This window comes from Priestia sp. 179-F W1.4 NHS (assembly GCF_045369295.1).
GTDB classification, from domain to species: domain Bacteria; phylum Bacillota; class Bacilli; order Bacillales; family Bacillaceae_H; genus Priestia; species Priestia zanthoxyli.
This window is the reverse complement of record NZ_JBIQFF010000002.1, coordinates 735,471-760,759: the sequence shown is the minus strand read 5'-3', so window position 1 is coordinate 760,759 and position 25,289 is coordinate 735,471. Positions and strand designations below refer to the sequence as shown.

Annotated in this window: 29 protein-coding genes; 19 read left to right on the top strand and 10 right to left on the bottom strand. The window is 39.1% G+C overall.

The annotated features are described in order from the left end of the window. Positions 1-19: 19 nt before the first annotated feature. Complete coding sequence (locus ACH0CI_RS14370; protein WP_028412243.1) at positions 20-469, bottom strand: staygreen family protein; 450 nt, start codon at positions 467-469, stop codon at positions 20-22. Positions 470-617: 148 nt separating this feature from the next. Here ACH0CI_RS14370 and ACH0CI_RS14365 point away from each other — a divergent pair, with 148 nt between their 5' ends. The 3 genes from ACH0CI_RS14365 (at position 618) to ACH0CI_RS14355 (ending at position 2,270) form a co-directional block, all read left to right on the top strand. Further along, positions 618-785, top strand: a complete 168-nt coding sequence (locus ACH0CI_RS14365) for a hypothetical protein (protein WP_014461305.1) — start codon at positions 618-620, stop codon at positions 783-785. A gap of 222 nt (positions 786-1,007) precedes the next feature. Continuing rightward, on the top strand, positions 1,008-1,481 hold the full coding sequence (locus ACH0CI_RS14360) for a hypothetical protein (protein WP_028412244.1): 474 nt from the start codon (positions 1,008-1,010) through the stop codon (positions 1,479-1,481). A 129-nt stretch (positions 1,482-1,610) separates the two neighbouring features. Then, positions 1,611-2,270 (top strand): haloacid dehalogenase type II, encoded by a 660-nt coding sequence (locus ACH0CI_RS14355; protein ID WP_406901703.1) that lies wholly within the window; start codon positions 1,611-1,613, stop codon positions 2,268-2,270. A gap of 30 nt (positions 2,271-2,300) precedes the next feature. Here ACH0CI_RS14355 and ACH0CI_RS14350 read toward each other — a convergent pair whose 3' ends face one another. The 3 genes from ACH0CI_RS14350 to ACH0CI_RS14340 all read right to left on the bottom strand — a co-directional run bounded on the left by ACH0CI_RS14350 (position 2,301) and on the right by ACH0CI_RS14340 (position 4,755). After that, on the bottom strand, positions 2,301-2,483 hold the full coding sequence (locus ACH0CI_RS14350; protein WP_014461302.1) for a CsbD family protein: 183 nt from the start codon (positions 2,481-2,483) through the stop codon (positions 2,301-2,303). Between the two features lie 140 nt (positions 2,484-2,623). Continuing rightward, the gene (locus ACH0CI_RS14345; RefSeq protein ID WP_406901702.1) at positions 2,624-3,115 is read right to left on the bottom strand and encodes an NUDIX hydrolase; all 492 of its coding nucleotides are present in this window, start codon (positions 3,113-3,115) and stop codon (positions 2,624-2,626) included. Positions 3,116-3,204: 89 nt separating this feature from the next. After that, on the bottom strand, positions 3,205-4,755 hold the full coding sequence (locus ACH0CI_RS14340) for a glycoside hydrolase family 10-like protein (RefSeq protein WP_033578205.1): 1,551 nt from the start codon (positions 4,753-4,755) through the stop codon (positions 3,205-3,207). A gap of 214 nt (positions 4,756-4,969) precedes the next feature. Here ACH0CI_RS14340 and ACH0CI_RS14335 point away from each other — a divergent pair, with 214 nt between their 5' ends. The 13 genes from ACH0CI_RS14335 (at position 4,970) to rpiA (ending at position 15,941) form a co-directional block, all read left to right on the top strand. Next, complete coding sequence (locus ACH0CI_RS14335) at positions 4,970-5,824, top strand: MurR/RpiR family transcriptional regulator (RefSeq protein WP_033578206.1); 855 nt, start codon at positions 4,970-4,972, stop codon at positions 5,822-5,824. A gap of 14 nt (positions 5,825-5,838) precedes the next feature. Further along, the gene (locus ACH0CI_RS14330; protein ID WP_028412249.1) at positions 5,839-6,144 is read left to right on the top strand and encodes a PTS sugar transporter subunit IIB; all 306 of its coding nucleotides are present in this window, start codon (positions 5,839-5,841) and stop codon (positions 6,142-6,144) included. 80 nt (positions 6,145-6,224) lie between these two features. Next, the gene (locus ACH0CI_RS14325; protein ID WP_406901701.1) at positions 6,225-7,526 is read left to right on the top strand and encodes a PTS sugar transporter subunit IIC; all 1,302 of its coding nucleotides are present in this window, start codon (positions 6,225-6,227) and stop codon (positions 7,524-7,526) included. 54 nt (positions 7,527-7,580) lie between these two features. Next, positions 7,581-7,847, top strand: a complete 267-nt coding sequence (locus tag ACH0CI_RS14320; RefSeq protein WP_033578208.1) for a hypothetical protein — start codon at positions 7,581-7,583, stop codon at positions 7,845-7,847. Positions 7,848-7,863: 16 nt separating this feature from the next. After that, positions 7,864-9,180, top strand: coding sequence for a 6-phospho-beta-glucosidase (locus tag ACH0CI_RS14315; RefSeq protein ID WP_335388011.1), 1,317 nt, complete (start codon positions 7,864-7,866; stop codon positions 9,178-9,180). A gap of 1 nt (position 9,181) precedes the next feature. Beyond that, complete coding sequence (gene anmK, locus ACH0CI_RS14310; RefSeq protein WP_406901698.1) at positions 9,182-10,327, top strand: anhydro-N-acetylmuramic acid kinase AnmK; 1,146 nt, start codon at positions 9,182-9,184, stop codon at positions 10,325-10,327. A 17-nt stretch (positions 10,328-10,344) separates the two neighbouring features. Beyond that, positions 10,345-10,680: a PTS lactose/cellobiose transporter subunit IIA gene (locus ACH0CI_RS14305; RefSeq protein WP_013055725.1), complete on the top strand. Its 336-nt coding sequence runs from the start codon at positions 10,345-10,347 to the stop codon at positions 10,678-10,680. Continuing rightward, the gene (locus tag ACH0CI_RS14300; RefSeq protein WP_028412254.1) at positions 10,677-11,765 is read left to right on the top strand and encodes a DUF871 domain-containing protein; all 1,089 of its coding nucleotides are present in this window, start codon (positions 10,677-10,679) and stop codon (positions 11,763-11,765) included. The genes ACH0CI_RS14305 and ACH0CI_RS14300 overlap by 4 nt, the downstream gene beginning before the upstream one ends. Continuing rightward, positions 11,755-12,663, top strand: coding sequence for a BadF/BadG/BcrA/BcrD ATPase family protein (locus ACH0CI_RS14295; RefSeq protein WP_406901697.1), 909 nt, complete (start codon positions 11,755-11,757; stop codon positions 12,661-12,663). Before ACH0CI_RS14300 ends, ACH0CI_RS14295 begins: the two co-directional genes overlap by 11 nt. A gap of 35 nt (positions 12,664-12,698) precedes the next feature. Then, positions 12,699-13,613 carry an N-acetylmuramic acid 6-phosphate etherase gene (gene murQ / locus ACH0CI_RS14290; protein ID WP_406901696.1) on the top strand — a complete coding sequence of 305 codons (915 nt, stop codon included), beginning with the start codon at positions 12,699-12,701 and terminating at the stop codon, positions 13,611-13,613. Between the two features lie 96 nt (positions 13,614-13,709). After that, the gene (locus tag ACH0CI_RS14285) at positions 13,710-14,468 is read left to right on the top strand and encodes a carbon-nitrogen hydrolase family protein (protein ID WP_406901694.1); all 759 of its coding nucleotides are present in this window, start codon (positions 13,710-13,712) and stop codon (positions 14,466-14,468) included. 131 nt (positions 14,469-14,599) lie between these two features. After that, positions 14,600-15,190 (top strand): hypothetical protein, encoded by a 591-nt coding sequence (locus tag ACH0CI_RS14280; RefSeq protein WP_047751546.1) that lies wholly within the window; start codon positions 14,600-14,602, stop codon positions 15,188-15,190. A gap of 82 nt (positions 15,191-15,272) precedes the next feature. After that, entirely contained in the window at positions 15,273-15,941 is a 669-nt protein-coding gene (gene rpiA / locus ACH0CI_RS14275; RefSeq protein WP_406901693.1) for a ribose-5-phosphate isomerase RpiA, read from the top strand. A 32-nt stretch (positions 15,942-15,973) separates the two neighbouring features. Here rpiA and ACH0CI_RS14270 read toward each other — a convergent pair whose 3' ends face one another. Continuing rightward, a complete protein-coding gene (locus ACH0CI_RS14270) occupies positions 15,974-16,567 on the bottom strand; it encodes a YdbC family protein (protein ID WP_013055735.1) in 594 nt (197 codons plus the stop codon). Positions 16,568-16,703: 136 nt separating this feature from the next. On the opposite strand from ACH0CI_RS14270, the gene ACH0CI_RS14265 reads away from it, so the two are divergent. Continuing rightward, the gene (locus ACH0CI_RS14265) at positions 16,704-18,635 is read left to right on the top strand and encodes a hypothetical protein (protein WP_335388002.1); all 1,932 of its coding nucleotides are present in this window, start codon (positions 16,704-16,706) and stop codon (positions 18,633-18,635) included. A gap of 59 nt (positions 18,636-18,694) precedes the next feature. Here the strand turns inward: ACH0CI_RS14265 and ACH0CI_RS14260 are convergent, their stop codons facing one another. Beyond that, a complete protein-coding gene (locus tag ACH0CI_RS14260) occupies positions 18,695-19,750 on the bottom strand; it encodes a L,D-transpeptidase family protein (RefSeq protein ID WP_034269857.1) in 1,056 nt (351 codons plus the stop codon). Between the two features lie 564 nt (positions 19,751-20,314). Next, positions 20,315-20,989: a class I SAM-dependent methyltransferase gene (locus ACH0CI_RS14255; RefSeq protein WP_154991666.1), complete on the bottom strand. Its 675-nt coding sequence runs from the start codon at positions 20,987-20,989 to the stop codon at positions 20,315-20,317. Positions 20,990-21,120: 131 nt separating this feature from the next. Between ACH0CI_RS14255 and ACH0CI_RS14250 the strand changes: the two genes are divergently transcribed. Next, the gene (locus tag ACH0CI_RS14250; protein WP_098113753.1) at positions 21,121-21,990 is read left to right on the top strand and encodes a LysR family transcriptional regulator; all 870 of its coding nucleotides are present in this window, start codon (positions 21,121-21,123) and stop codon (positions 21,988-21,990) included. Positions 21,991-22,022: 32 nt separating this feature from the next. Further along, positions 22,023-22,376 carry a DUF4181 domain-containing protein gene (locus ACH0CI_RS14245; RefSeq protein ID WP_033578218.1) on the top strand — a complete coding sequence of 118 codons (354 nt, stop codon included), beginning with the start codon at positions 22,023-22,025 and terminating at the stop codon, positions 22,374-22,376. Positions 22,377-22,413: 37 nt separating this feature from the next. On the opposite strand, the gene ACH0CI_RS14240 is transcribed toward ACH0CI_RS14245, so the two are convergent. From ACH0CI_RS14240 to ACH0CI_RS14230, 3 genes are all read right to left on the bottom strand, one after another. Next, positions 22,414-23,346: an aldo/keto reductase gene (locus ACH0CI_RS14240; protein ID WP_335388137.1), complete on the bottom strand. Its 933-nt coding sequence runs from the start codon at positions 23,344-23,346 to the stop codon at positions 22,414-22,416. Positions 23,347-23,530: 184 nt separating this feature from the next. Beyond that, the gene (locus ACH0CI_RS14235) at positions 23,531-24,253 is read right to left on the bottom strand and encodes a suppressor of fused domain protein (protein WP_230683440.1); all 723 of its coding nucleotides are present in this window, start codon (positions 24,251-24,253) and stop codon (positions 23,531-23,533) included. 139 nt (positions 24,254-24,392) lie between these two features. Then, on the bottom strand, positions 24,393-25,103 hold the full coding sequence (locus ACH0CI_RS14230; RefSeq protein WP_033578221.1) for a M50 family metallopeptidase: 711 nt from the start codon (positions 25,101-25,103) through the stop codon (positions 24,393-24,395). Between the last annotated feature and the right edge of the window lie 186 nt (positions 25,104-25,289).

Genomic DNA, 25,289 nt, shown 5'->3' with positions numbered 1-25,289 from the left:
AAGATCCCTTCTCATATGCTTAGGCATAGTGAGAAGGCGTTTGAAAATATCGAATGGAATGAAATTCTTTGTCACTGGAATGAAAATGTACGTAAATGGGGGAACGATCTAAAGCAGGGTGAGCGTTGAAAAACGTGGCATCACCGTAGCGCAATGCTTTTAGTAAGTAAGGCATTTCTTGTTTGAAAATAGCATACCGTATGGCTTGAACAGACTTTTCCGTGTGTTCATTTCCAATAAATACGTATACATACAGCGTATCAACACCGTCTTTGTGGAGCCATTCAGCAAAAAGCTCATTTCGCTGTTCATTTAATTGATCAACAGCAAACTTTTCGTCGATCCAAAGAAATAAATCGTCTGTTTGTTCAGAATGGGTGAGCGTATAGCGGCGCCCAATAAAAGGAAAGGTGGGCGTGCTTCCTTGCCGGTATGTGACGCTAAATTGCTGAGGATTAAAAGCAGACAAAGGGCATCTTCCTTTCACGCTTTTAAGTAGTTTATGCATAAAAAAGAGAAATTTCACACATTCGTCAAGAATTTTAAGCTGCTTTTTTTACATGCATACTTATGAAAAAGTTGTTACACTGAAGAAAAGAAATAGTGGGTGATAGAAGATGGAGCCGCTGTATATTGTTTTAACGATTTTTTTAGCAGCCATGCTATCGTATGATATTGCTAAATTTGTTCGAGGAGACCGGCCAGATTGGAAAGAGGGTCTCGTGACGGGCCTTGTGTTCGTGGGCTTTTTAGCAGCCATGCAAATGGCTTTTCACATTGTATAGCGCAGAAAGAGGCTGGGACAAACGTAGTTTAGTTGAAGGAAGATCCGAACGATGAATTGTTCGGATCTTTTATGGTTAAGGTGAACGTAGATTTCATGTGTGTAGTTATGTCTCAATCTCTTTTTTGAGGATATGTCCGATAAGTTTAGTTCGGCAATACTAAAAAGCCCTGATATCGAATAAGCTGTTGTATACTGCATTTTTGATAAAGGGGCTTTTTACTTGTATCGAAAAAAAACACTGCTTTTGAAGCGAAGTTTAGGAGTAGCTGTGTTTCTTGCTTTGATTGCGCTGGGAATTTGGATGTTTCAATTTACATTCTTTTCTCCGAGTCATCAAGCCAAATCTGCTGTAAAAGAATTTTATACGCTAGAACAGGAAGGGAACTTTTCGGAATCATGGAACCTTTTTCATTCGTCCATGAAAAAGAAGTGGACAAAAGGTGCATACATACAAGATCGAGCACACGTATTTCTCAATCATTTCGGAGTAGACACTTTTACGTATTCCATTGAAGATGTTGAAAAAAGAAAGAGCTGGAAGATGGAAAATGATCGTAAAGCGTTTCCTGTTGTTTACGAAATGACCGTTATCCAAACGTATAAAGGGAAATATGGAAACTTTGATTTGGTGCAGAAAGTGTATGCTGTTCGTGAAAAAGGAGAATGGAAAGTCGTGTGGGATTATAAACAGTAGGAGAGCCTGCTGTTTTTTTATCTTCATATGAAATGAGCATACCTCAGCTGGTAATATGCCTCTTTTTTAACAGAAAAAACGTTATGTTTTTTTACGAGTGGGTAAAATGAAAGAAGGAGGCGAACGCAGATGAAATTTAAAACGATTTTATTTGATGCATATGGAACGCTGTTTGATGTACATACCGTTATTGAAACGTGTGATAATCTGTATCCGGAACGAGGAGAAAGTATTAGCCATTTATGGCGTTTGAAGCAAATTGAATATGCAATGCAATATCAGCTGATGGGACGATACGTTGACTTTTATACATTAACAAATCAATCCCTGAAATATGCAGCAGAAGCAAATGATATTGATTTAACGGAACATGAAGAAAAAATGCTGATGAGTGCTTACATGAAGCTGAATGTCTACGATGAGGTCAAAGAGGTGCTCGCCTATTTAAAAGAAAAAGGATATCGTCTGGCTATTTTTACGAATGGTCCTAAGCATATGATTGATCCGCTTGTTTCTTATCACAATATGAATCATTTATTTGAAGACGTTATTTCCATAGACGAAATCAAACAGTACAAGCCTACAATGGCAAGCTATCATTATGCAAAAAATAAAATGAATGCAAAAAGAGAAGAAGTATTGTTTCTGTCATCGAATACATGGGATATTGCCGGTGCTAAAAACTACGGGTTCGCAACGGCTTGGGTTAACCGAAAAGGAAATGTAGCTGAGCATAAAGAGTTGCAGCCAAACGTAATCATTAAAAGCTTAAATCAGCTTATTAAATAAAAAAAGAACGAGCATTAAGCTCGTCCTTTTTTATTTATTGCTAAATGTATCTTTTGTTTCGCCTACTGCTTTTTGAGCATTTCCTTTTGCTTTCTCAGCTTTTCCTTCACGCTGAAGATCGCGGTTATTCGTTGCATTTCCGACTTGATCTTTTACTTCACCTTTAGCTTTTGATACATTTCCTTTAACTTTATCTCCTAAACCTTTACTCATTTTAATCTTCCTTTCTATTAGTGATTAAGTAGTGTTACTTGTCTATTCCACCGTTAGAAAGAAATTAAACATATTTTCTGATTTTGGCCTAAACAGAAGCTAAGCCTGCGATATTTAGAAGTACTGTTTAGTCACTATCATCATTCGGAGGTTTTAAGTTCCCAATCATCATAAATCTGAGATTCATAAGGCCATGATAATAAGCTTAAAGATTCCACTGCTTTTAGAACAAGAGGAGAAGCATTATCGATGTTAAGATCTTGCGGTGCGATCCACAATGCTTCCAAAGAATCTTGTCCTTCAAACTGGACGGGGTTGGAAAGAAGCTCACCGCCGGCAATGTCTACGTAATAAAAAACAGCAATGTGATGTACATGGGTAAATTCTTTCCACTTACAGGGATACTGAAAATCCGTTGTACCGGCTTGAGAAATAATAGTAATTTCAAAGCCAGTTTCTTCACTAAATTCTCTTTTCATCGCATCTGTTAATGTTTCACCGTGTTCTAGCTGTCCGCCTGGCAAATCAAAGCGATGAATATACGGCCCTCTATTTTTTCGAATAACAAGCAGCTTTTCATCTCGCATACAAATTCCATATACGCCAAAGGCGCGATCATAGTTTGGTTCCATCTTTTTTCACTACTTTCTATAACAGAATGGCTTGATAAAGCATCATTTGATTTCTTTATCCTACCATACATTTTGTTATAGAACCTTTTTTAATGAGGTGCTTTTACAGTAAGCGTACGGGAAACAGCACTTTCGTTATGCAAACGGTCAACAGAGGTTACAACATATGTGTATGTTTGATTTTTGAGTGCGCTTTGATCTACAAATAATTGTGTTTCTCCTGTTTTCCGAACGGTTGTCAGTAAGTTTTCTGCGTTGTTGATGTCACCTCGTTTATTGCCTTGGAAGCGATAAATGGCATAATAGGCGGAATCATTCTGCTGATGATCTCGAATTTCAAACGCCGCTTCTTTTGTATGAGGGCCCGCGTTTTTTAATTTTGGTGCTTTTGGAGCCGTATCATCAAGCCAAGGCATTGCCGGAATAAGAGCAGGATGTTTATAAATATCGTTTTGCAGCTTATCTTTTATTCCTAGCGGGTTTCGGTTCAAATCTTTCAGGCTAAAATGCATGCTCCCGTGTACTTCTGGAAATTGATGATTCAGAGCAATTTGCCTTGGATACTCATCGGGATCAGACCATGCTTCGACCGCGTTGTTATTAATTTTATAAGCAGCTTGTCCAATATAAAGGTGAACTGGCTTTCCGCGAACTTCATCTCTCCACCAGTTGAGCAGCGTATCGTAAGCAGCGGGTTCAAATCCAATATTCCAATAAATTTGCGGAGTGATGTAATCAATATATCCATTTTGAATCCACGTACGCGTATCAGCATACAAATCATCGTAGTTTGTTTGTCCAGCAGTCGTCTCAGAGCCAGTTGGATCATTAGCGATGTTTCTCCACACGCCGAACGGACTGATGCCAAACTTCACGTATGATTTTGTTCTTTTAATAGCCGTATTTAAATCTCGAACAAGCTGATTAACATTGTCTCGGCGCCAGTCTTCAATATTCGAAAACGTTTGAGCACCGTAGGTTTGATACGTTTTTTGATCTGGGAACGTTTGACCTGCAATTTTGTAAGGATAAAAATAGTCATCCATATGAACAGCATCAATATCATAGTTTCTTACGACTTCGAGCACTTCTTCAATAATAAAGTTTTTTACTTCGGGAATACCTGGGTTGTAGTAGAGTTGTTTTCCATAGGAGACGACCCAATCAGGATGTTGTTTGGCAGGATGATTATCGGCAAGTTTGTTTAAATCAGTATGATTCATGGTAATGCGGTAAGGGTTAAACCATGCGTGGAACTCTAAGTTGCGCTTATGTGCTTCCTCCACCATAAAAGCTAGAGGATCGTAGCCGGGATCTTTACCTTGTGTACCCGTTAAATATTCTGACCACGGGCCATATTTCGACGGATAAAAGGAATCAGCGGTAGGTTTAATTTGAACGACCACAGCATTCATTCCCATCTTTTGTACTTCATCTAGCAAATAGGTAAACTCTTTTTTTTGCTGCTCAACCGGAAGACCAGGCTGAGAAGGCCAGTCAATATTGTATACGCTTGCAATCCAAGCCGCTCGAAGCTCCCGTTTTTGATACGTAGTAGGTACGTCTGCTTTAGCAGGTAATGTGCTCGAACAAAACAGCAGCAAAAACAAGATGCCTCCAATCCATTTTTTTATATGCATGTTCGTTCCTCCTTCTTTTTGGTTGAGATAAAATTTCTTTCATAATATAGCATGCGGTCGTTATATTCACAATAGGTTTTAATAAAATATTCTGAAAAATAAAATAAAGTTTTAAAAATATCAGAAAAATATTGAAATTAAACTTCAGAAAAAATATAATAATGGTAATTTAAAGAATATTTTAGAAATACGTTACTTAACGATGGAGGAATTCATGCGCCAATTTTCCGTACTTACTTTAATCGATGCACAAATGAATCATTACAGTCCTGCTGAAGGAAGAGTAGCTGATTACGTGTTAGAAAATCCTACGACCACGTTGAACTTAACGACCAAACAGCTAGCTAAGCAGTGTCAGTGCAGCGAAGCTACGATTATCCGCTTTTGTCAGCGTGTAGGGATTAATAGTTTTAAAGAATTAAAGATTGAATTAGCAAAAGATGCCCATAAGGTGAATAACGAGCAGCTGCCGAATCTTCCGGTTAATTTTGAAGACGAGACGGAAGCTGTGCTTGAAAAAGTCATGAGCAAAAGTATGAGCGCACTTATGAACACGAGTCGTTTAGTGAGCTCTTCTGCAATTGATGCAGCTGCGGAAGCTATTCATAGAGCGAAACGAGTGTTTTTATACGGAGCAGGGGGATCATCTGTAGTTGCGCTAGATGCGCAGTATAAACTGCTTCGAATTGATATTTCAGCGCTGTTTTCATTAGATAGTCATGTTCAAATGGTGATGGCTACGAATATGACAAAAGATGACGTGCTGTTTGTAGTATCGACTTCCGGTCAAACAAAAGAAGTGGTGGAACTGATGCAAATAGCCAAAGATAAAGGAGCAGCGGTTATTTTGCTAACGCAGCACGGCTCATCGCCAGCTTCTAGATTAGCTGATATTCTGCTGACTATTTCAGTAGAAGAGCAGCATATTCGAATTGGAACGATGAGCGCTCGTATTGCTCAGCTAGCCATTGTAGATGCGATGTTTATACGGTTATGTATTCAAAAAGGCAATCAAGTGTTTGAACGCATAATCGATACACATAATGTAATTCAAAAAATTAAGAGGTAGGGGGAAACGAGAAAATGAAGGTATTGTTTGTATGTTCTGGAGGAATGTCAAGTGCGATTGTGGTGAAAGCATTAAAAACAGAAGCACAAAAGCACGGAACGGATATGGAAGTGCTGGCAATTGGGACAAATGAAGTGGCAGAGGAAATTCAAAAGGGCTGGGACGTTGTAATGGTTGCACCGCAGATTCGTCACCGGTTTAACGCAGTGAAAGCGGAAGCGGATAAAGCTTCTGTTCCATGCGGGCCCATTCCGCCGCAGGCTTATACGCCGCTTGGAGGTCCGACGCTTTATAAAACGGTTCAACAGCTCGTTAGCTAAGGAAAGCAGGTTTCTTCCTGCTTTTTAAATAAATAAGGGGTTTATTACACAAGGGGAGAATATAGAGGGGGAAAGGGTATATGAGCAAATTTGTGTCGTTTTTAGAGAACAATTTATCGGGACCCATGGCCAGGTTATCAGAACAGCGGCATCTTCACGCCATTCGTGATGGTGTTATTTCCGCTTTGCCGTTTATCATTATCGGAAGTTTTTTCTTAATTTTAGCATTTCCTCCTGTGCCGCAAGATAGCACAATTGCGAAATGGGCAGCTGATAATAGCGCCAACATTTTAATACCGTATCGCGTAACGATGTTTATTATGTCTTTATATATAGCCTTTGGGATAGGGTATAACTTGTCCAAAAGCTATAATCTCGATCCGCTGTCAGGAGCACAAATTGCAGTTGCTGCACTACTTCTTACGGTGACTCCAAAGCTGATTGAAGAAGAAGGGTTTATGCTTCCAATGACCAACCTTGGAGGACATGGTTTATTTGTGACAATGATTGTATCGATTTTATCAGTCGAGATTCTCAGGTTTTGTAAAGCAAAAAATGTCACCATTAAAATGCCGGAGCAAGTGCCACCTTCCGTATCGAGGTCTTTTGAAGCGCTAATTCCAGTTGCGATTGTTGTTGTACTTATGACCATTATTACAATTGTTTTAGGTATCGATCTTCATCATTTAGTTGATAAACTAGTTGCTCCGCTTGTAGAGGCAGGAGATAGTTTAGCAGGAGTATTAATACCGGTTTTCTTAATTACGTTTTTCTGGTCATTTGGTATTCACGGCGTCTCAGTTGTTGGGACAGTGGCACGGCCTGTATGGGAAGTATATTTAGCGAAAAATGCTGAAGCGGTAGCAGACGGAGCTTCAACGCTCCCGTATATTGCACCCGAAACGTTCTTTCAATGGTTTGTTTGGATCGGAGGATCTGGAGCGACGCTAGGCCTTGCTTTAGCAATGCTGTTTTTCTCAAAATCTAAATATTCGAAAGCGCTCTCTAGGACATCTTTTATTCCAGCGGTTTTTAATATTAACGAACCAATTATTTTCGGTTTGCCAATTGTCTTAAATCCTATTTTAATTATTCCTTTTATTATCATCCCGATTATTACAACGATCATTTCATACGCAGCAACGGCGACAGGCCTTATTACTCCAACATACGTAATGGTTCCTTGGACGCTCCCGGCGCCGATTGGGGCATATCTATCGACCGGAGGAGACTGGCGGGCGGTTGTACTGGTCGTTGTCAATATTGCTATTTCTGTTGTGATTTATCTTCCGTTCTTTAAAATGTACGATCGAAAGATGGTTGAAATGGAAAGAAGCGATGAAGCAACGGTTACACCATCCGATAGCTCAGTTCAAATGTAAAGAAAGAGAAGCCAACTTGTTTGGCTTCTATCTCTTTAATAGGAGTGAAGATCAATGTTTGTTCGATTTCGATATAAAACCGTGTTTTTATTTCTGTTGACCATGGTTCTTTGTAACGTTATTTTTACACCTTTGCTGCAGTATGCTGGTTTGTCAGCGCAGCATAGTTTATTTGCCATTACAAGTCTGTCAGCAGCTTTGCTTACAACATTTATTTCTATTCGGCTTTCAACAGCAGCTTTATCTAAAACCGCTGTTTGTATACGCTTTGTTTTGCTCGGGGCAGGGTGCACAGCCGTTACATATTTAGCCGTTTTTTAACAAGGAGGGGCAAGGAATGAAAGTAGTGACAATAGGGGGAGGATCAAGCTATACACCTGAATTGGTCGAAGGGTTTATTAAAAGGTACAATGAGCTTCCAATTCAAGAGCTGTGGCTTGTAGATGTTGAAGAAGGAAAAGAGAAGCTTGAAATTGTAGGAGCACTTGCTAGAAGAATGGTCAAAAAAGCAGGTGTTGATATGGAAATTCATTTAACGCTTGATCGAAAAAAAGCGTTAATAAATGCTGATTTTGTAACGACACAGCTTAGAGTAGGCCAGCTTGATGCGCGTATTCAAGATGAACGCATCCCTCTTAAGTACGGAATGATTGGTCAAGAGACAAACGGGGCGGGAGGATTATTTAAGGGCTTGCGAACAATCCCGGTTTTGTTGAAAATTGCCGAGGAAATACACGAAATTTGTCCAAACGCCTGGCTTATTAATTTTACAAACCCTGCCGGTATGGTAACGGAGGCGCTGCTTCGCTACGGAAAGCATTCTAAAGTAGTAGGAGTTTGCAACCTGCCTGTACATATGACAAACTCAATCGCCAGCTTGCTTCAAATCGAAAAAGAAGATGTGCACATTGAATTTGCAGGGTTAAATCACTTGGTATATGGGCTGCATGTGTATGCAAAAGGAAAGGAAGTAACAAAAGAAGTCATTCAACTTTTAAGTGATCCAAAGTCTCAAGTAACAATGAGAAACATAGCTCCTATTCCGTGGCAACCGGATTTTTTGGAAGCTCTTGGCGTGATTTTATGTCCTTATCACCGCTACTACTATAAAACAAAAGAAATAGTAGCAGAAGAGCTTTTGGCCTTTCAGTCAGGTACTACACGCGCTGAAGTGGTCAAAGCATTAGAAGCCGAACTTTTTGAACTCTACAAAAACCCAAATCTAGAAAGTAAGCCTCCGCAGCTGGAAAAACGAGGAGGCGCTTACTACAGCGATGCCGCATGTAATTTAATTTCATCCATTTATAACGATAAAGGTGATATTCAAACATTAAATGTAAGAAATAATGGCGCCATTTCTTCACTGCCAAACGAATCTGCGGTTGAAGTAAACTGTGTTGTAACAAAGCAAGGACCAGTACCACTCGCTGTCGGTGAACTTCCGGTAGAAGTGAATGGACTCGTACAGCAAATTAAATCGTTTGAACGAGTAGGAGCAGAAGCCGCGGTTACAGGATCTTACGAAAAAGCGCTGGTTGCCCTGACCATTAATCCGCTTGTTCCAAGTGACGAACTGGCTAAGGCGGTCTTAGACGAACTGCTTCAAGCTCATCGCAAGTATTTACCCGCTTTTTTTAAGGAAGTGAATGCGTAGTATGTATGCCGTTGGACTTATGTCAGGAACGTCACTGGACGGAATTGATGCAGCTCTTGTGGAGATTGAAGGAAGCGGCTATGGAAGTAAAGTTAAGCTTCTTCAGTTCATTACCATGCCGTTTTCACCGCCGTTAAAAAAAGAAATTGAACAGGCGCTTTCTCTCGAACATTCAAATGTACAGCTGATCTGCAGCTTGAATTTTAAACTTGGCTACGCGTTTGCAGATGCAGTGAAAAGAGTGTGCCAAGAAGCCGGGTTTTCTCTTGAACAAGTAGATGTCATCGGATCGCATGGTCAAACCATTTACCATCAGCCGTATGCTTCAGGAAATACAGCGATGTCTACACTCCAAATTGGAGAGCCCGCTGTTATTGCCTATGAAACCAAAACGAAGGTAGTGGCAAACTTCAGAGTGATGGACATGGCAGCGGGCGGGCAAGGTGCTCCGTTAGTTCCTCACACCGAACGAATTTTGTACAGCCACACTGATCGTACAAGGCTGCTTCAAAACATTGGAGGTATTGGGAATGTAACGTTGATTCCGCCAAAACACTCTCCTATACCCGTAGTAGCTTTTGATACGGGGCCGGGAAATATGATGATAGATGAAGCGTGTCAGCAGCTTTTTCATGTTTCATTTGATGAAAATGGGTGTTTAGCAGCTGGAGGAACTATTATTTCAGAGCTTTTAGAAGACTGTATGAACCATGATTACATGAATCTTTCTCCTCCTAAATCGACGGGAAGAGAGCTGTTCGGTACACAGTACACAAGGAGACTGCTAGAGAAATATAGCAACCATAAAAAAGAAGATTTGCTAGCTACGATTACCATGTTCACGGCATCATCCGTTGTACATCACTATGAAACATTTATTTTTCCTGCCTATTCTATTGACGAAGTGATTATTGGAGGAGGCGGAAGTTATAACAATACGCTGATGAATATGATTAAAGCCAAGCTAGGGAAGCGCTGCAGCGTGTATACACAAGAAGAAATAGGGATGTCTTCAGAAGCAAAAGAAGCCGTAGCTTTTGCGGTGCTCGCAAATGAAACACTTGCAGGTTATCCAAGCAATGTACCAAGTGCAACCGGTGCTTTGTCTCCTGTAATATTAGGAAACATTACGCCTGCACCACTATAAAAAAGGGGATGGAAGAAATGACAGAAGCAGCAAATATGGAAAATGAAATTTTTGAACTTATTGCATACGGAGGAAATGCTAGGTCACTGGCATATGAAGCGTTAGAAGCAGCTGAAGATTATGATTTTAATAAAGCTGACGAACTTTTAAAGCAGTCTCAAGAAGAGCTCAGTCATGCTCATAAAACGCAAACTGCGCTTATTCAACGTGAATTGAACGGAAAAACAATTGAAAAGTCGCTGCTTTTAATTCACGCACAAGATCATTTAATGACGGCTATTTCAGAGCAAAAATTAATTGAACATATGATTAAGCTTATTAAAAAATTTAAAAAAGAAGGCGAAAATCAATGAAAAAGCTAGGTATTGCGATTTATCCGGAACATTCGACTGTGGAAAAAGATAAAGCGTATATAGCACTTGCGCATCAATACGGATTTACCCGCATTTTTACGTGCTTGCTTTCGGTTGAAGGCGATCAGAAAAAAGTAATGGCAAATTTTAAAGAAATCATTGAGTTTGCCAATGAGCTAGAGATGGAAGTAGTAGTGGATATCGCTCCTCGCGTATTTGGAGCGCTTGGCATTTCTTATGATGATCTATCTTTTTTTCAAGAATTAGGGGCTTATGCTATTCGTCTTGATCTAGGCTATACGGGAAATGAAGAGTCCATTATGACCTTTAATCCATACGGCTTAAAAATTGAAATTAATATGAGTAATGCAACAAAGTATGTTGATAATATTTTAAGTTACCAGCCGAATCGAAAACAGCTATTGGGGTCGCACAACTTCTATCCTCATCGATATGCGGGATTGTCGTATGATCACTTTATGAAGTGTTCAGCGTTGTTTAAAGAACATAACCTTGAAACAGCAGCGTTTATTAATTCACCAAGCGCTACTTTTGGACCGTGGCCTGTTACTGAAGGGCTTTGTACGCTTGAAATGCATCGCACGCTTCCAATCGACGTGCAGGCTAAGCATCTTTTTAAAACGGGATTAATTGATTGTGCAATCATTGCGAATGCTTATGCATCGGAAGAAGAAATGAAGTCGCTGCGTGATGTTGTTCAGCAAGAGCGCTTTACCTTTAATGTGAACCTGTATGATACGATTACCGAGCTTGAGAAAAAAATTGTGCTAGAAGAGTTTCATTTTTACCGCGGAGACGTATCGGATTATTTAATTCGCTCTACGCAAAGCCGAGTAAAATATAAAAAAGAAGAATTCAAGCCTACGCATACTCCTTCCATTCGAAGAGGCGATATTTTAATAGAAAATGAACTCTACGGTCAGTACAAAGGAGAGCTGCAAATTGCGCTGTTAGACATGGAGAACTCAGGTAAAACAAACGTAGTAGGCCGCATTGCGGAAGAGGAAATTTTCTTATTAAATGAACTGCAGCCATGGGATAAATTTGCTTTTTGTGAGCGGTGATGAAATGGACTATATTATTGGTATTGACGGCGGGGGAACAAAAACAGAAGCCGTTGCGTACAGCTTAGACGGCCAACAGCTCGCTGCTTCAAAAAGCGGTTACGGCAATTTACTCATTAATTACAACACGGCTATTACTAATATTGATGAATGTATTATGGCGTGCAAAACTGAGCTTGCTGGTCATACATGTAAAGGCATTTCACTAGGACTTGCTGGAAGTAAAGCATTATCCAAAGAAGAAATAAAAAGATATTTTTATAATCGTTATCAAGTAGAAGTAGGTTTATATGATGACGCCATGATTGCACATGAAGCACTACTGCATGGAAAAGAAGGGATTTTAACCATTGCAGGAACTGGAGCCGTCAGCATTGGTAAAAAAGATGGAGTGTATGAATACGGTGGAGGGTGGGGACACCTTCTTGGAGATGAAGGAAGCGGATATTGGATTGGTCTTCAAGCACTGATATTGCTGACGAAAGAGCATGATCAAAACCGTCCGTACAGCAGCCTTAGTCAGACAATCTTGCAACATGTAAAAGCAGATACCATACACGATATAAAAAAGTTTGTCTATTCATCTCCTAAATCAGAAGTTGCTTCACTCACTCCGCTTGTTGTACAGCAAGCAAGAAATCATAAACAAGAAGCAAGTGACATTCTTCAACGGGCTGGAAAGAACCTTGCAAACATGACTCTTTATTTGTATAAGAAACAGCGGTTTGAAGGGAGCTGCTTGCTGGCATGCAAAGGCAGCATTTTAACGGAAGTTCCAGAAGTGTTTAATGTTTATAAAAAAGCATGTGAAAAAGAAATAAACTATATCCAGTGGGCAACACAGCGAGTATCATCTGCTAAAGGAGCTTATCAGCTGTTCATGAAAGAGTATCAATAGAGAAAAAATGATCGTGGAAAAGGCAGGGGATCACAGTGAACTTAAATCATATCTTAACAGAAAAACGCAATCCGCAAACGTTAAACATTGATGAATTATCAAGCCTGGAAATTGCAAAAAAAATTAATGAAGAAGATCACCAAGTGCCTCAGGCAATCAATAAGGTACTGCCTGTTATTGCTTTGTTAATAGATGAAATTGTCAGTGCTTTTAAACAAGGCGGACGTCTGATTTATATCGGAGCAGGTACAAGCGGGCGGCTAGGCGTGTTAGATGCATCTGAATGTGTACCAACATTCGGTACACCTGCCGAACAAGTAGTTGGGATCATAGCCGGGGGAGACAAGGCGCTCCGGCACGCGTTAGAAGGAGCAGAAGATAATAAGAAACAAGCGATAGAAGATTTGAAAGCGATTAATTTATCAAATAAAGATATTCTTGTAGGGATAGCTGCAAGTGGAAGAACGCCTTATACACTCTCAGCGCTTGCGTATGCAAACAGCCTGGGGGCAGTAACGGGCTGCGTTGTAAATTCTCCTCAATCAGCTATGGAACAAGAAGCAAACTATGCAATAGTAGCAGAATCAGGCCCGGAAGTTGTAACAGGTTCTACCAGAATGAAAGCCGGAACTGCTCAAAAGCTTGTTCTTAATATGCTGACGACGGCTTCTATGATTCAAATTGGTAAAGTCTACAGCAATCTGATGGTAGACGTACAGCCGACTAATGATAAACTCGTACAGCGTGCTAAAAATATTATTGCAGAACTAACAGGCGTCTCATCAGAAGAGGCAGCCGAAAGTTTACAAACATACAAAACGCCAAAAGCCGCTATCCTTGCGCTTCTTACTTCTATAGAAGGTAATGAAGTGCACCGGTTGCTTGATAAACATGACGGACATTTAAAAAAAGCCATTGCAGAAGCAAAGGAACAGTCGACTAAAGATTAACCCGCCAGCTAATTAAATTATTTACGTAAAGATAAAAACCTCATGTTACGCTAGTAGCATGAGGTTTTTATGATATTGGAAGTGGAGGAGCAATGAATGAAAATTGGGTTAGCGCAAGTGAGATGTCCAAAGTCAGCCGCAGAGGGTGTAGCAACGGTAGAAAATTGTATGAAACAAGCAGCAGAAGAAGGATGTAACCTTGTATGTTTTCCAGAATCAATTGTGCCGGGACTTAGAGGAGTGGGTTTTGAAGTTGAGACATACAATCACGAAATTCAACAAAATGCGCTTTATAAAGTTAAGTTTCTTGCCAAACAGTTAAAGCTCAACGTAATTTTACCACTGGAATGGCGTGACGAACTTGGAATGCATTTAACTGCTTTTGTAATTGATGAAAATGGAAAAGAATTAGGGTATCAAACTAAAAATCAAATCGATCCAGCAGAAGATCAATTTGGTTATAAGCCTGGAAATGGCCGCCAGTTGTTTGAAATAAACGGCGTGAAATTCGGTATTGTTATTTGCCACGAGGGATGGCGCTATCCTGAAACTGTTCGATGGGCTGCTGTAAGAGGAGCAAGCATTGTGTTTCATCCACAGTTTACTGGTGAAGTACCAGATCCGAAGTTTTATGATTATGCAATGATTGCAAGAAGTACGGAGAATGGTATTTATTTTGCAAGCGTGAATTATGCCTTAGAGAACCAAAAAAGTACAACTTCTCTTCTTTCTCCAAAGGGTGAATGTTTGATAAAAGCGGAAGCTGAAAAGCAGGAATTACTAACGTATACGATAGAGCCCGGCAAAGCAAACCGGCTGTTAGCTCAGCGCTTGTTATCCAATTTACTATTGTAAAAAAGTTTATTTTTCTAGTTAAATTAGCATGTGCGCTCTGATAATCCTTTGGTTATTTCTCCTTATGACGATGTAAACATGAATATGGTATTATCGAAAGTTAAAGGGGTATTAAAAGGTGTGTGGAAACAATGGATCGAAAAAAAGCCGCATCAGTAGCTGGAGCATTGGTCATTGCCGTAGGAATTTGGCTGTTTCAAAGCGGGAAATTTAAAAGTGAAGCCCAGGCAGATAAGTTTACGAGTACGTTTTTGGTCGATCATGAACAAACAGACAATGGATTTGAATTATTTACTTCGGATACCAATCAATATAGCATGTGGTTTCCGCTTCAGTATGTTATTCATAAATCTTCTTATAAAAGCAGTGAAGATGAAAGTGAAGTATGGACAGCATCAACGAAGGAAAATGATTCATACAATGCTGGGAAAATAACGGCTTTATTTTCTAAGAAAAAAAGTAAAGCAGCTCAAAAAAAAATGGATGCGTTTCAGCCTGATTACATGTTAAAAGGTAAAAATGCAACGATTTATGTGAAAAAACAAACAAGAGATGGAAAGCATAGCATTTATCATGCTTATGTGAATGATGATTATTCAAGCAGGTATATTTACTATACGTTTGAACTCAGAAGCAGCGAACAGACAAACAGTACAAAACAGCAGTATTGGGTAGAAAAAATTCTTCTAAATACACAGTTTCAAAAAAACTCAGCTGAATAGTCAGCTGAGTTTTTTCGTAAGGATTCATAATGCTTTTGCTTTTTTATGTAAACGGGTACAATATGAGTAAGGAGGCCTTCGTATGATTGAAAAACAAGCAGTTGGTGAAAAAGCAGCACAATTTGTTGAAGATGGAATGATTGTAGGGCTAGGAACAGGTTCAACAGCTTACTATACAATTGTCAAACTAGGTGAACGAGTAAAAAATGGATTAAACATCAAAGCGGTTCCTACTTCTCAAAAAACAGAAGAACTGGCAAGGAAACTAGGTATTCCTATTGTTACCTTAGCGGATGTTGAATATATTGATATAGCAATTGACGGAGCGGATGAAGTGGATAGCGAGCTTTCTTTAATTAAAGGCGGAGGCGGCGCGCTGCTTCGAGAAAAAATGATTGCGTACGCAGCGAAGCGATTTATCGTGATTGCGGATTCTAAGAAAATAGTGAAGACGCTAGGAGCTTTTCCTCTTCCTGTTGAAGTTATACGTTTTGGCTGGGAAATGACGGCGAAGCATATTCGCAGTGCAGGTTGTGTACCGCAGCTTAGGCTTTTAGATGATCATACGCCGTTTATCACCGATAACGGAAATTATATTCTAGACTGCCATTTTTCAGAAATTGAAAATCCTGCTGAGTTGGAAAAGCAGCTGATAAGGATCCCAGGCGTAGTAGAAAGCGGTTTGTTTGTAGGAATGACGGAGGAAGTTATTACCGTACAAAATCAAGAGGTTCATATCATAAAAAAATAGAAGCTTTGGCGTCGGGCCTAGGCTTCTATTTTTTAATTAGAAAGAACGTTCCAATTTTTCTCTAATTGATATATGTATTGAGACGCGTTCAGTACATTTGGATGAACGAAAGTATCAATTGTTTTTTGCGGACAAGCAGATCCGTATAATGAAAAAATGACAAGCTTGCTATGCTCGATCGGTGATACAACGTGAGATAAACAGCGATAAGAAGGATTTATCAAGCTTTTTACCATCTCATGAATATCTTCTTTGTCGTAAAAATCGACTTCAATTTCTGTCTTTACTAAATAACGGCTTTCAATCGCGCTGCTTCTATAATAATTGTAGCGTGCTCCGATGAAGTAGGACGGATCTGATGTTGAAACGTCCAAATTCGTATATGTTTGATCCTGCTTGCTTTTATAAAAAATAGAATCATGAGTATGCTTCATGAATTCTTGATAAGTTGTTCCATCTTCCCACAGAGCTAGAATACAAGCATCTGTTTCATCTTCCACGTTCCAACCCCCTAATTGGCCAATGAAACCATTCACGTGTGCAAGAGCAGCCCAATGCTGTTGCGTATATGAAAAAGATGCTTTTTTATCAGTCGGTATGCTGCATTTCACAATTTTTGTCAACATTCTCCCATCACCTCAATTAATTACTTCGATAAATGCAGGAAAAATCCTTCTAAAAAGAGGAAAATGATAGACATATCCCCCCTTTAAAAGCCATACATTTCAAATAGGACAATGTTAGGGAAAGAAGGGGAAATGAATGAAAGTTTTTCGTGCAAAAGCCTGTCAGTCTTCTACGCGAAAAGGCTGGTCAATTATGTTTCAGCATCCGTTTAAAAAAGATGAAAGAGGAAGATCGCACCCGTTTGTTAAACGGTTTATGTATACAGAGCAACACGATGAAATTGACATGTTGGTTGAAGAGATGAATGAACTGCTGAGAGTGCAGGATTTTTGGACAAGTACTGCAAAAGGAAGAGCAAAAGCAAGATATGATGAACGAGTAGTGAGTGCTTTTTATAACGATATTGAAAAAAAGACAAGCGAACAAATTGACAGCGAGTATGAGTACGTTCATGTAATAGGAGAACAAGGAAGCGGCAAAACATCTTTAATCCGCCAGCTTCTTGGTATAAAAAAGGAGTGCGGCTTGCTAGGAATAGGCAGTAAAGGCGCTTATTCTGCTACGTATAAGGTGAAGGATTCTCAACACTATGAAGCTGCCGTCTCTTTTTTTACGCGAAGTGAAGTGCAAAGGAAAGTGGAGAATATCCTACTAAGAAGCGCTGAAGTGTATGCTGAAGGAGGCACGGATTATGACTTGGTCTTTGAGTTATTACACGGAGATTCCTCTTTTAATCTGCGCGCTCTTTTGGGAGATATCCCATACAAAGCCCGTTATTTTAATGATGATGTTCCTTTAAGAGTGAGCGACGAAAATAGTTCATTCAAACAATTTGTAGATGCAATTAAACGAGAAAGTGAAATAGTAAAAGACGCTGTTGATCAAGAAGGAAGAGATTTTGCAGAGGTATGGCATAAGCGGCTTGAATGTAGGAAGATCACTGAGCAAATGCTTCTGGCAATTGAATCTCGGTTGAGAGAATACAAGGAAGGAACGTGGGAAATAGGGGAAGACGACTGGCCAATATCCTGCCGTCTCACAGCAAAAGAGCTGTCTTTCTTTGATCCGCTAACAAATGAAGAAGAAGAAAATAACGGACGCCTTATTTATCCATTGTTTCGTAGAATTGAAGTTTCCGGCCCTTTTTCTTTTAAAAAAGGGGTAGCGATTTGCGAGCATCTATCTGTTGAATATACGGGCACCATCCACGATTCTTTTAAACAAGCAGCTTCTATTTTATACGTACATCATGGGCTTAAAGAATTAGATATTCAATTTCTTCAGCAGCTCATCGTACATGGGCACGGTGCTAAGGTAAACGTTTGTGTTACACACGGAGATTTGCTTACCTCTCCAAGCTGCCGTACGGATTATGCTAAAAAACATGCCATGGCTAAAATGATAGATGGTGCGCTTAAAAGCGTTTCACCTCTTATGAGAAAGCAGCTTCACTACTATTTAACAGTAGGGAATACGTCTATTTTAGAATGTGTACACGAGGAATCCGAAGAGAGTCACTTTCTGTATAAAGACTTAAAGGCAGCTTTAGTATCAGAAACGAGAAAAAAGCAGCAAGAGCTGCATCCTATTTATTTAAACTTGACTGTCTCGCAGGCTTTTTATGAAGCAATGGAGTCGCTGAACATTCCTTATATGGACAGAGAAACGTGTTTAAACATTTCCTTAGGAGAGAATGAAGGACCGGTACCAGCTATTGCGTCCGCCGTTATTTCATCTGTGTATGAGCATTTTTTAAGTCAGCCGTCTGGATGGTCAAGTACTTATCATTCGGTCACCGACCGACAGCAGGTTATTCAAGAGTTGGCAGGTGAGTTCGCAACCGTCGTTTATTCCTATTTCAACGAACAGCTGCTTGAAAATCCCCGTAAGGACTGGCTAGCTCTTTATAAAGAAAAAGAAGACGATCAGCCGTATAAATATAGCAGGGTCATAGAAAGTGTGATTCCTGCCAAAAACGATATCTATCAGCAGCAAATTCTTATGAGAACGGTTTATCAATTGATTAAGTATGTGGTAGAAAAGAAAGACGGCGTAATGGTTCATTAAGGAGTCCGTGTAAAAAGAGGTTTATAAATAAAAAAAACAGAGCCTGATTTCAGGCTCTATTAGCGTTTGGAAATAGCAGTTAACGTATTAGGTCCGGCAACGCCGTCCACTGCTAGCTTATTGTCTTTTTGAAACTTACGTACAGCAGCTTCAGTATTGGTGCCGAAAATACCGTCCGTGCCTTTTGTATCATAGCCAAGCGCCGTTAATTTCTTTTGAAGAGCTTGAACATTGCTGCCTTTGCTGCCTTTTTTAAGCGTTTGTTTTGTGTTAATTGTTGTATCCGCTGGTGGGTTTGTTGGCTTTGGATTTGTCGGATTTGTTGGTGTCGGGTTGGTTCCAGGGTTTCCTAAAGCTTTATACGTTGATGGACCAACAATACCGTCAGCCGTTAAGCCGTGGTCTTTTTGGAACTTACGCACAGCTGAATCTGTATTGGCACCGAACACACCGTCCGTACCTTTTGTGTTATAGCCAAGTGAAGTTAGCTTCTGCTGAAGTTCTTTAACTGCATTTCCTTTACTGCCTTTCTTTAAAACAGTTCCTGTAGAAGGAGCTGGAGTAGAACCTGAGTTTCCAGAAACGTTGTACCCGTTTGCTGCTGCAATGTCATTAAATGATTTAGAAGAAGTTGTAATCACAACCGGTGTACCGACGGTCACTTTACTAAATAACCATGCCACTTCTTCATCGTACATACGAACGCATCCGCTGCTTACATATTTGCCAATGGAAGCAGGATTATTATTTCCATGAATAGCATACGTCGTGCCGTATGTACCTCTCGCATTTAGACCCAGCCAGCGGTTGCCAAGAGGATTTCTAGGGTCTCCACCAGGAATGTTCCCTGAGTAATAAGGGCGATTGACAATTTTATTCACTACTTTGAAATGCCCTTCTGGTGTAAGAGACTGCGTGCGTCCTGTTGCGACTGAAAACGTTCGGACAAGTGAACCATTTTGGTAATAAGCGAGTTTATTTGTTGCTTTGTTAATGATAATTAAATGAGATGGTGTTGAAGCAGCTTCTGTTTTTGGAACGCCTACAAACAAGCAGGCTAGAGCTAGAATAGCCGCTATGAGTACGATTGTTGTTCTTGATATTCTATTTGCCATGTGCTGCGCCTCCTTAGGCTGCATTAATGAAAAACGTATGGTGCGGCAGTGCTATAAATTCTTCACTAATAAAATAAAAGACGAATAGCTGCATTTTCTATACCTGTATGTATGCGCTTAATAAGGAAATCATTAAGTAGAAAGACTTTACTAGCGGGAATTTATAATAATAAGAATAACTAAGTTTTTCTTGATGATTTGTACAACTTTAAGAATATAAGTTTACTAATCTAGCGGATTTATATTTACATAAGCAGCACATCCTTTCCAGTTCTTCATTTTCGTGTAAAGAAATGAAAGCGTTATACAGATTGTTTTGTAATCATATTGTAACATAGTTGTATTTTTTGTACCATAAAAAGACATAAAATAGTATAAAAATACTTTATATGGGTTTTATGTACAAAAAATTCAAAAGTTCAGGAGAACGAAGCTATTATTAGATATACGAAACTGGAAAAGAAGTATGCGTAGTTTTGTGGAAATAGATAAATATTCTTATTCGAATATAGGGAGGAAAAGAGTAAAAAACTACTTGCAAAGAGACAAGTAGTTTTTAAACCGTTATTTTTGAGCATACATTACAACAAAATTAAAAAATTTATAAATGCAATCCACTGTGCTGAACCCGCTTGCTGTTAACCAATTTAACTGATCATGTAAAGTTGCCATTTTATCTAACTTCGTACGTTCATGAGCAGCCTTAATTTGCTCATGCGTTAATCCGCTTGCGGCAATTCTTTCACTCCAGTCTTTTTTATATAACTCTTCAATAATAGAAGAATGGCCTAATACTTGATCCGCATTAATAAATATTCCTCCTGTATGCAGTAAATTATGAATTTGCCCATACAGCTTTTGCTTTTGTTCGTCTTCTAAATGATGAATAGCAAGTGAAGAAATCACAATGTCGAATGAGTGCTCAAATTCGTAGCTTGTTATATCTGATACAATAAATTCCATATGCTGTTCGTTTTTAAAGCGCTCCTTGGCTTTTTCAAGCATTTGATCTGACACGTCAATCAACGTGAAATGAGCATCTGGGTATTTTTCTTTGACAAAAGAAGAAAACAATCCTGTACCTGCTCCGATATCAAGTACGCGAAGCGGCTTATTTGAAAAGTGAAGAAGAGAAACGGGAATGGAATAAAAATCAAAAAAACAAGGAATAAGTTTGCGGCGCTGCTCATCATACTGAGAAGCATGGGCATTAAATTTTTCTTTAACGTTATTTTTCATTTTTACAGCTCCTTTATTTGGTAATATTGAGATACATATATCGTATAGAAGTTTGGTAGAAAAGAAAATAAACAAAAATAAGCAGTATTGATTCCAGTTTGTTATAAATAGAAAGAGATGGAGAGAAGAAAATGGAGATCAAATGGTTAAAAACATTCATCATAGCGGCTTCTTATGAAAATTTCAGGCAAGCGTCTGAAGATTTATTTTTAACACAGCCTGCTGTATCAAAGCATATTCAGCGACTGCAGCAAGAGTTAGGTGCTGAGCTTTTTGAAAAAAAAGGTAAATACATCACGCTGACTGAGGCAGGACGCTTTTTTTTGCCTCATGCTCAAAAAATGGTGAGGGCATATGAAGAAGGAGTAGGAAATTTTAAGTTATGGAAGCAAGGATATAACCGAAAACTGGCTATATCCGCTGCTCCTCAAATAGCAGCATCTGTTTTACCAAGCCTCATCAAACAATTTGTAGAGAGATATCCCCATATTGAAGTAACGGTTAATATCACAAATTCGTTTCAAGTGGGAAAAGACATCAGCGACAGAAGGTCAGATATTGGATTAACAAGGATGCTTCCGGGTCAGGCAGACGTTTTTTATGAGTTAATTCATAAAGAAAAAGCAGTCTTAGTTGCCCCGTTTTCTGCAGAGGCACGTACGGAACAGGAGCTGTTATCTTCCTACCGGCTGCTTACGAATAATCATCCTGTTTATTGGGAAGATTTACTCCTTCAAATCAAGGCTTGTTATCCTCACATTCAGCTGCTTCCTGTGACGCAAGTAGAAATTACAAAGCGCTTTATTGAAGAAGGTTTAGGCGTATCTTATTTGCCATTTTCTATGGTGAAAAAGGAAGTTGAAAATCAAACGTTAAGCGTCATTTCACAGCAAAAAATTATCCGGCCTTCTTCACATACGTATATCGTAACAAAAGGTGAAACGGAAGAAACAAAGCAGTTTAAGCACTTTGTAGCTGAGACCTTAACAGAAACGAGTTGAAATGATACCATAAAAAGGAAGGGGGGATGGCAATGTATATATTAATAATACTTGTAGCAGCAGCGGTCTTAGCAGACGTTATCTTGAGAAAAGTCCTTGATATCCCTCGCAGCAAATTTTGGGGAAAATATGAGTATGAAAGTCTAGCTTTAGGCCGATGGGATAAATATGTGACGATAGCTTTTGTTCTTTGTCTGTTACTTGATATGATCTTTATGTTTGTAGAGCCTTATATCGTATCTTTCCTATTTTTAGTCGTGAATATTTTGTTAAAAAGTATAGATGAATGGAAATACAAACAAGAAACGAAAGAGTACGTAACAAGCTTTGTACAGATGGGATTCTTCTTTACAGCTTTTGTTCTATTAGTCAGCGGAATTGTATAGAAAAAAGAGCTTTACCTATGGCAAAGCTCTTTTTGTATTATTTAAAAATATGATCAATGTCTTTAATTTCAGAAGAAGTGAGCTGAACATCTAATGTTTTTAAGTTATCAAGTACTTGATCAGCGCGTTTTGCTCCTGGAATTAATACATCAATTGAATCGCGCGTTAAGTACCAAGCCAGAACAAGATGAGCTACTTCTACGCCTTTTGCGCTAGAGATTTGACGAAGACGCTCTACTTTTTCTAGGTTTTGCTGAAATGCTTCGCCGATAAAATGAGGCATATCTTCGCGCAGGTCATTAAACTTTGTATTTTTATCATATTTCCCAGCAAGTAAACCAGAAGCTAGCGGAAAGTATGGAATAAATGAAATGCGGTTTGCAGCCGTATAAGGTAAAATATCGTTTTCTGCTTCTCGCTGAATTAAGTTATATTGGCCTTGTACCACGTCTACATAACCATCTTTATTTGCTTCTTTTAACTGATCTAACGAGAAGTTTGATACGCCAATAGAACGGATCTTACCTTCATCTTTTAATTCTTTTAACGCACCAACCGCTTCGTCTTTAGGTGTGTTTTTATCTGGAAAGTGAATATAATATAAATCGATATAATCTGTTTGAAGGCGTTTTAAGCTATCTTCAACCGACTGTTTTAAAAATGCAGGAGAATTGTCTAGCAGTACTTCATCTCCAACAATTTTATGTGCTCCTTTTGTAGCGATCACCGCTTCTTCACGATTCCCGCGTTCTTTTAGCACTTCGCCAATTAATTCTTCAGAACGTTTAGGACCATAAATGAACGCTGTATCAAGTAGGTTTATGCCATTATCTAACGCCTTATGAACAAGGTCTTTGCCGACTTCTTCGTTTAGGTTAGGATATAAGTTATGTCCTCCTACAGCGTTTGTTCCAAGTCCAATAGGATTAACATATAATTCGGATTTTCCAATCTGCACTTTTTCTGCCATGTCTAACGCCCATCTCCTTTTTTATATCTTCTTTTTTACTATAGCAAAATATACCACGAATCAAAAATAGTACGCTCATATGAAAAGCAACTTTAAAAAAATATGTGAACTTGAGTTACATGTAAATAAGGAGTATATTCTACATGGATCTATTTCAATAGCAGAAATAAAAAAAGAGTCTCTTTTAAATAAGAGACTCTCTTTTAGTCATGGTAATATGATAGCTTTTTGACAGCTGAAATGTTTCAGCGAGCTGCCTGCGTCCTTGCGCTCCTTGTTCGCGCACATAGTCTAATTCGTTTGGTGTAAGAAGCTTCATGCTAATCAGTTTAATAGATTCGTAAGGTAAAGAGAGGCTAGCTGAAACAGAAGGAGACTGAACTCCTAGCAATACACCAATATCTCCATTTTTATTTACAAAATGAGGCGGTACGTCCAAATCCGTAAATTCAATTGAAAGAACATCATGTTTCATGAATAGTTCTAGCATATTAGGGTGAGCGGCAGCATTTTGACTCATTTGATAAAGAAGGTCAAATGCCCAGTGATCCTGGATATCCGATAAAGGTCCGCGAAGAGATTCATCATCGCATTCGATATAGAATTCTAATCCCTTTCCTTGTCTTTGGCTCTTTTCTTCAGGTAGTTGAAACGGATCGGACAAGCCGTCGCTTGCTAAAATAACCGTCTCTGTTTTTTGAACACGAATAAAAGTTTGACGTCCAGACGGCCAAGCAGGCCCGCCAAAAAACATGGGATTTAACAAATGAGTTAATACGTCTCCGTCTACATGTCCAATTGTGTTCCAGTAGTCTTTTCTTTTTGAGATTGATTCCTCAAGAACACGCTCTACTTCTTTTTCCTGCTTCTTTTGCTTCCACTTTAAAAATAATGACAAGTATCCCACACCTCTTTACGACTTCATAGTACCCAATATATACCTCATTTAGGGAACTCGTAAACCATTATTTAGTGTATAAAAGTAAATTATTCCTTTAAATTATAAAATTCCCAAATTTTTCTCGGGGGATTACAGAATTTTGTCTTTAATAAATCAGGTGAAAAATCAAATAAGCCACATAAACGGCCTGTGCGAAAAATAAAAAGCCCCAAAAGCGTGCTGAAAGATGGGTAAGCTGCTTTAAACTTGTAGCGTCACCCGCATCGTTTGGGTATTTGATGCTTAACACAAAAATAATAAAGGCGGAAAATAGAGATTCTACAAGTAACAGTGCACCAACAAACATCATGCTGTAGCGCATAAGCTGTGGATCTTGCAGATAATAGATGCCTCCGAGGATCAAACCGATAGAAAATAGCCATACAATTCCGTATCCGTTACGTACCCAAAGCAGTAAATTAATAACAACAACACTTCCTAACCCGTAAAAAAGCCAGTCGTAGTGGTTGTGAACGAGCAGGTAGAAAAACAAATAAGCCATTGCTGAGCTGAACGGGTAGCCGGCTAAGGCAATAATGACGCGCGGCAGCCATCCACGGGATCCCGCGTAGGTGGCAGTCACAGCTACACCTTCATTATTGGTGTAAAGCTCAATGCGATTGACGCCTTTTCCGACAATAAGCCCCATTAACGCGTGGCCATCTTCATGAAACATCGTATTTAAATTTGAAAAATAACGTCCAATATGCCTAAGCAGTGTATTAATGCTAGGAGCAAATGAACCTATAAATGGAATGCCTCTTGTTAGCACAAAAGCTAATAAAATAAATAAGAAAAGCGTAGTAGATTGTTCCATCGCGATAGTCCTTTTCGTAAAATGATATGTTTCTACTTTACTCGCAAACGTGCTAAAAGGGAAATGAAACGGCTAGTTTCTCTAGGAAAAGAGAAGTTGGGAGACTTACATAATATTAGTGTAAACAGACCTGACACATTCATTGACCAACTTATTCCAAATTTTATATTCTAAACAGATATAAGA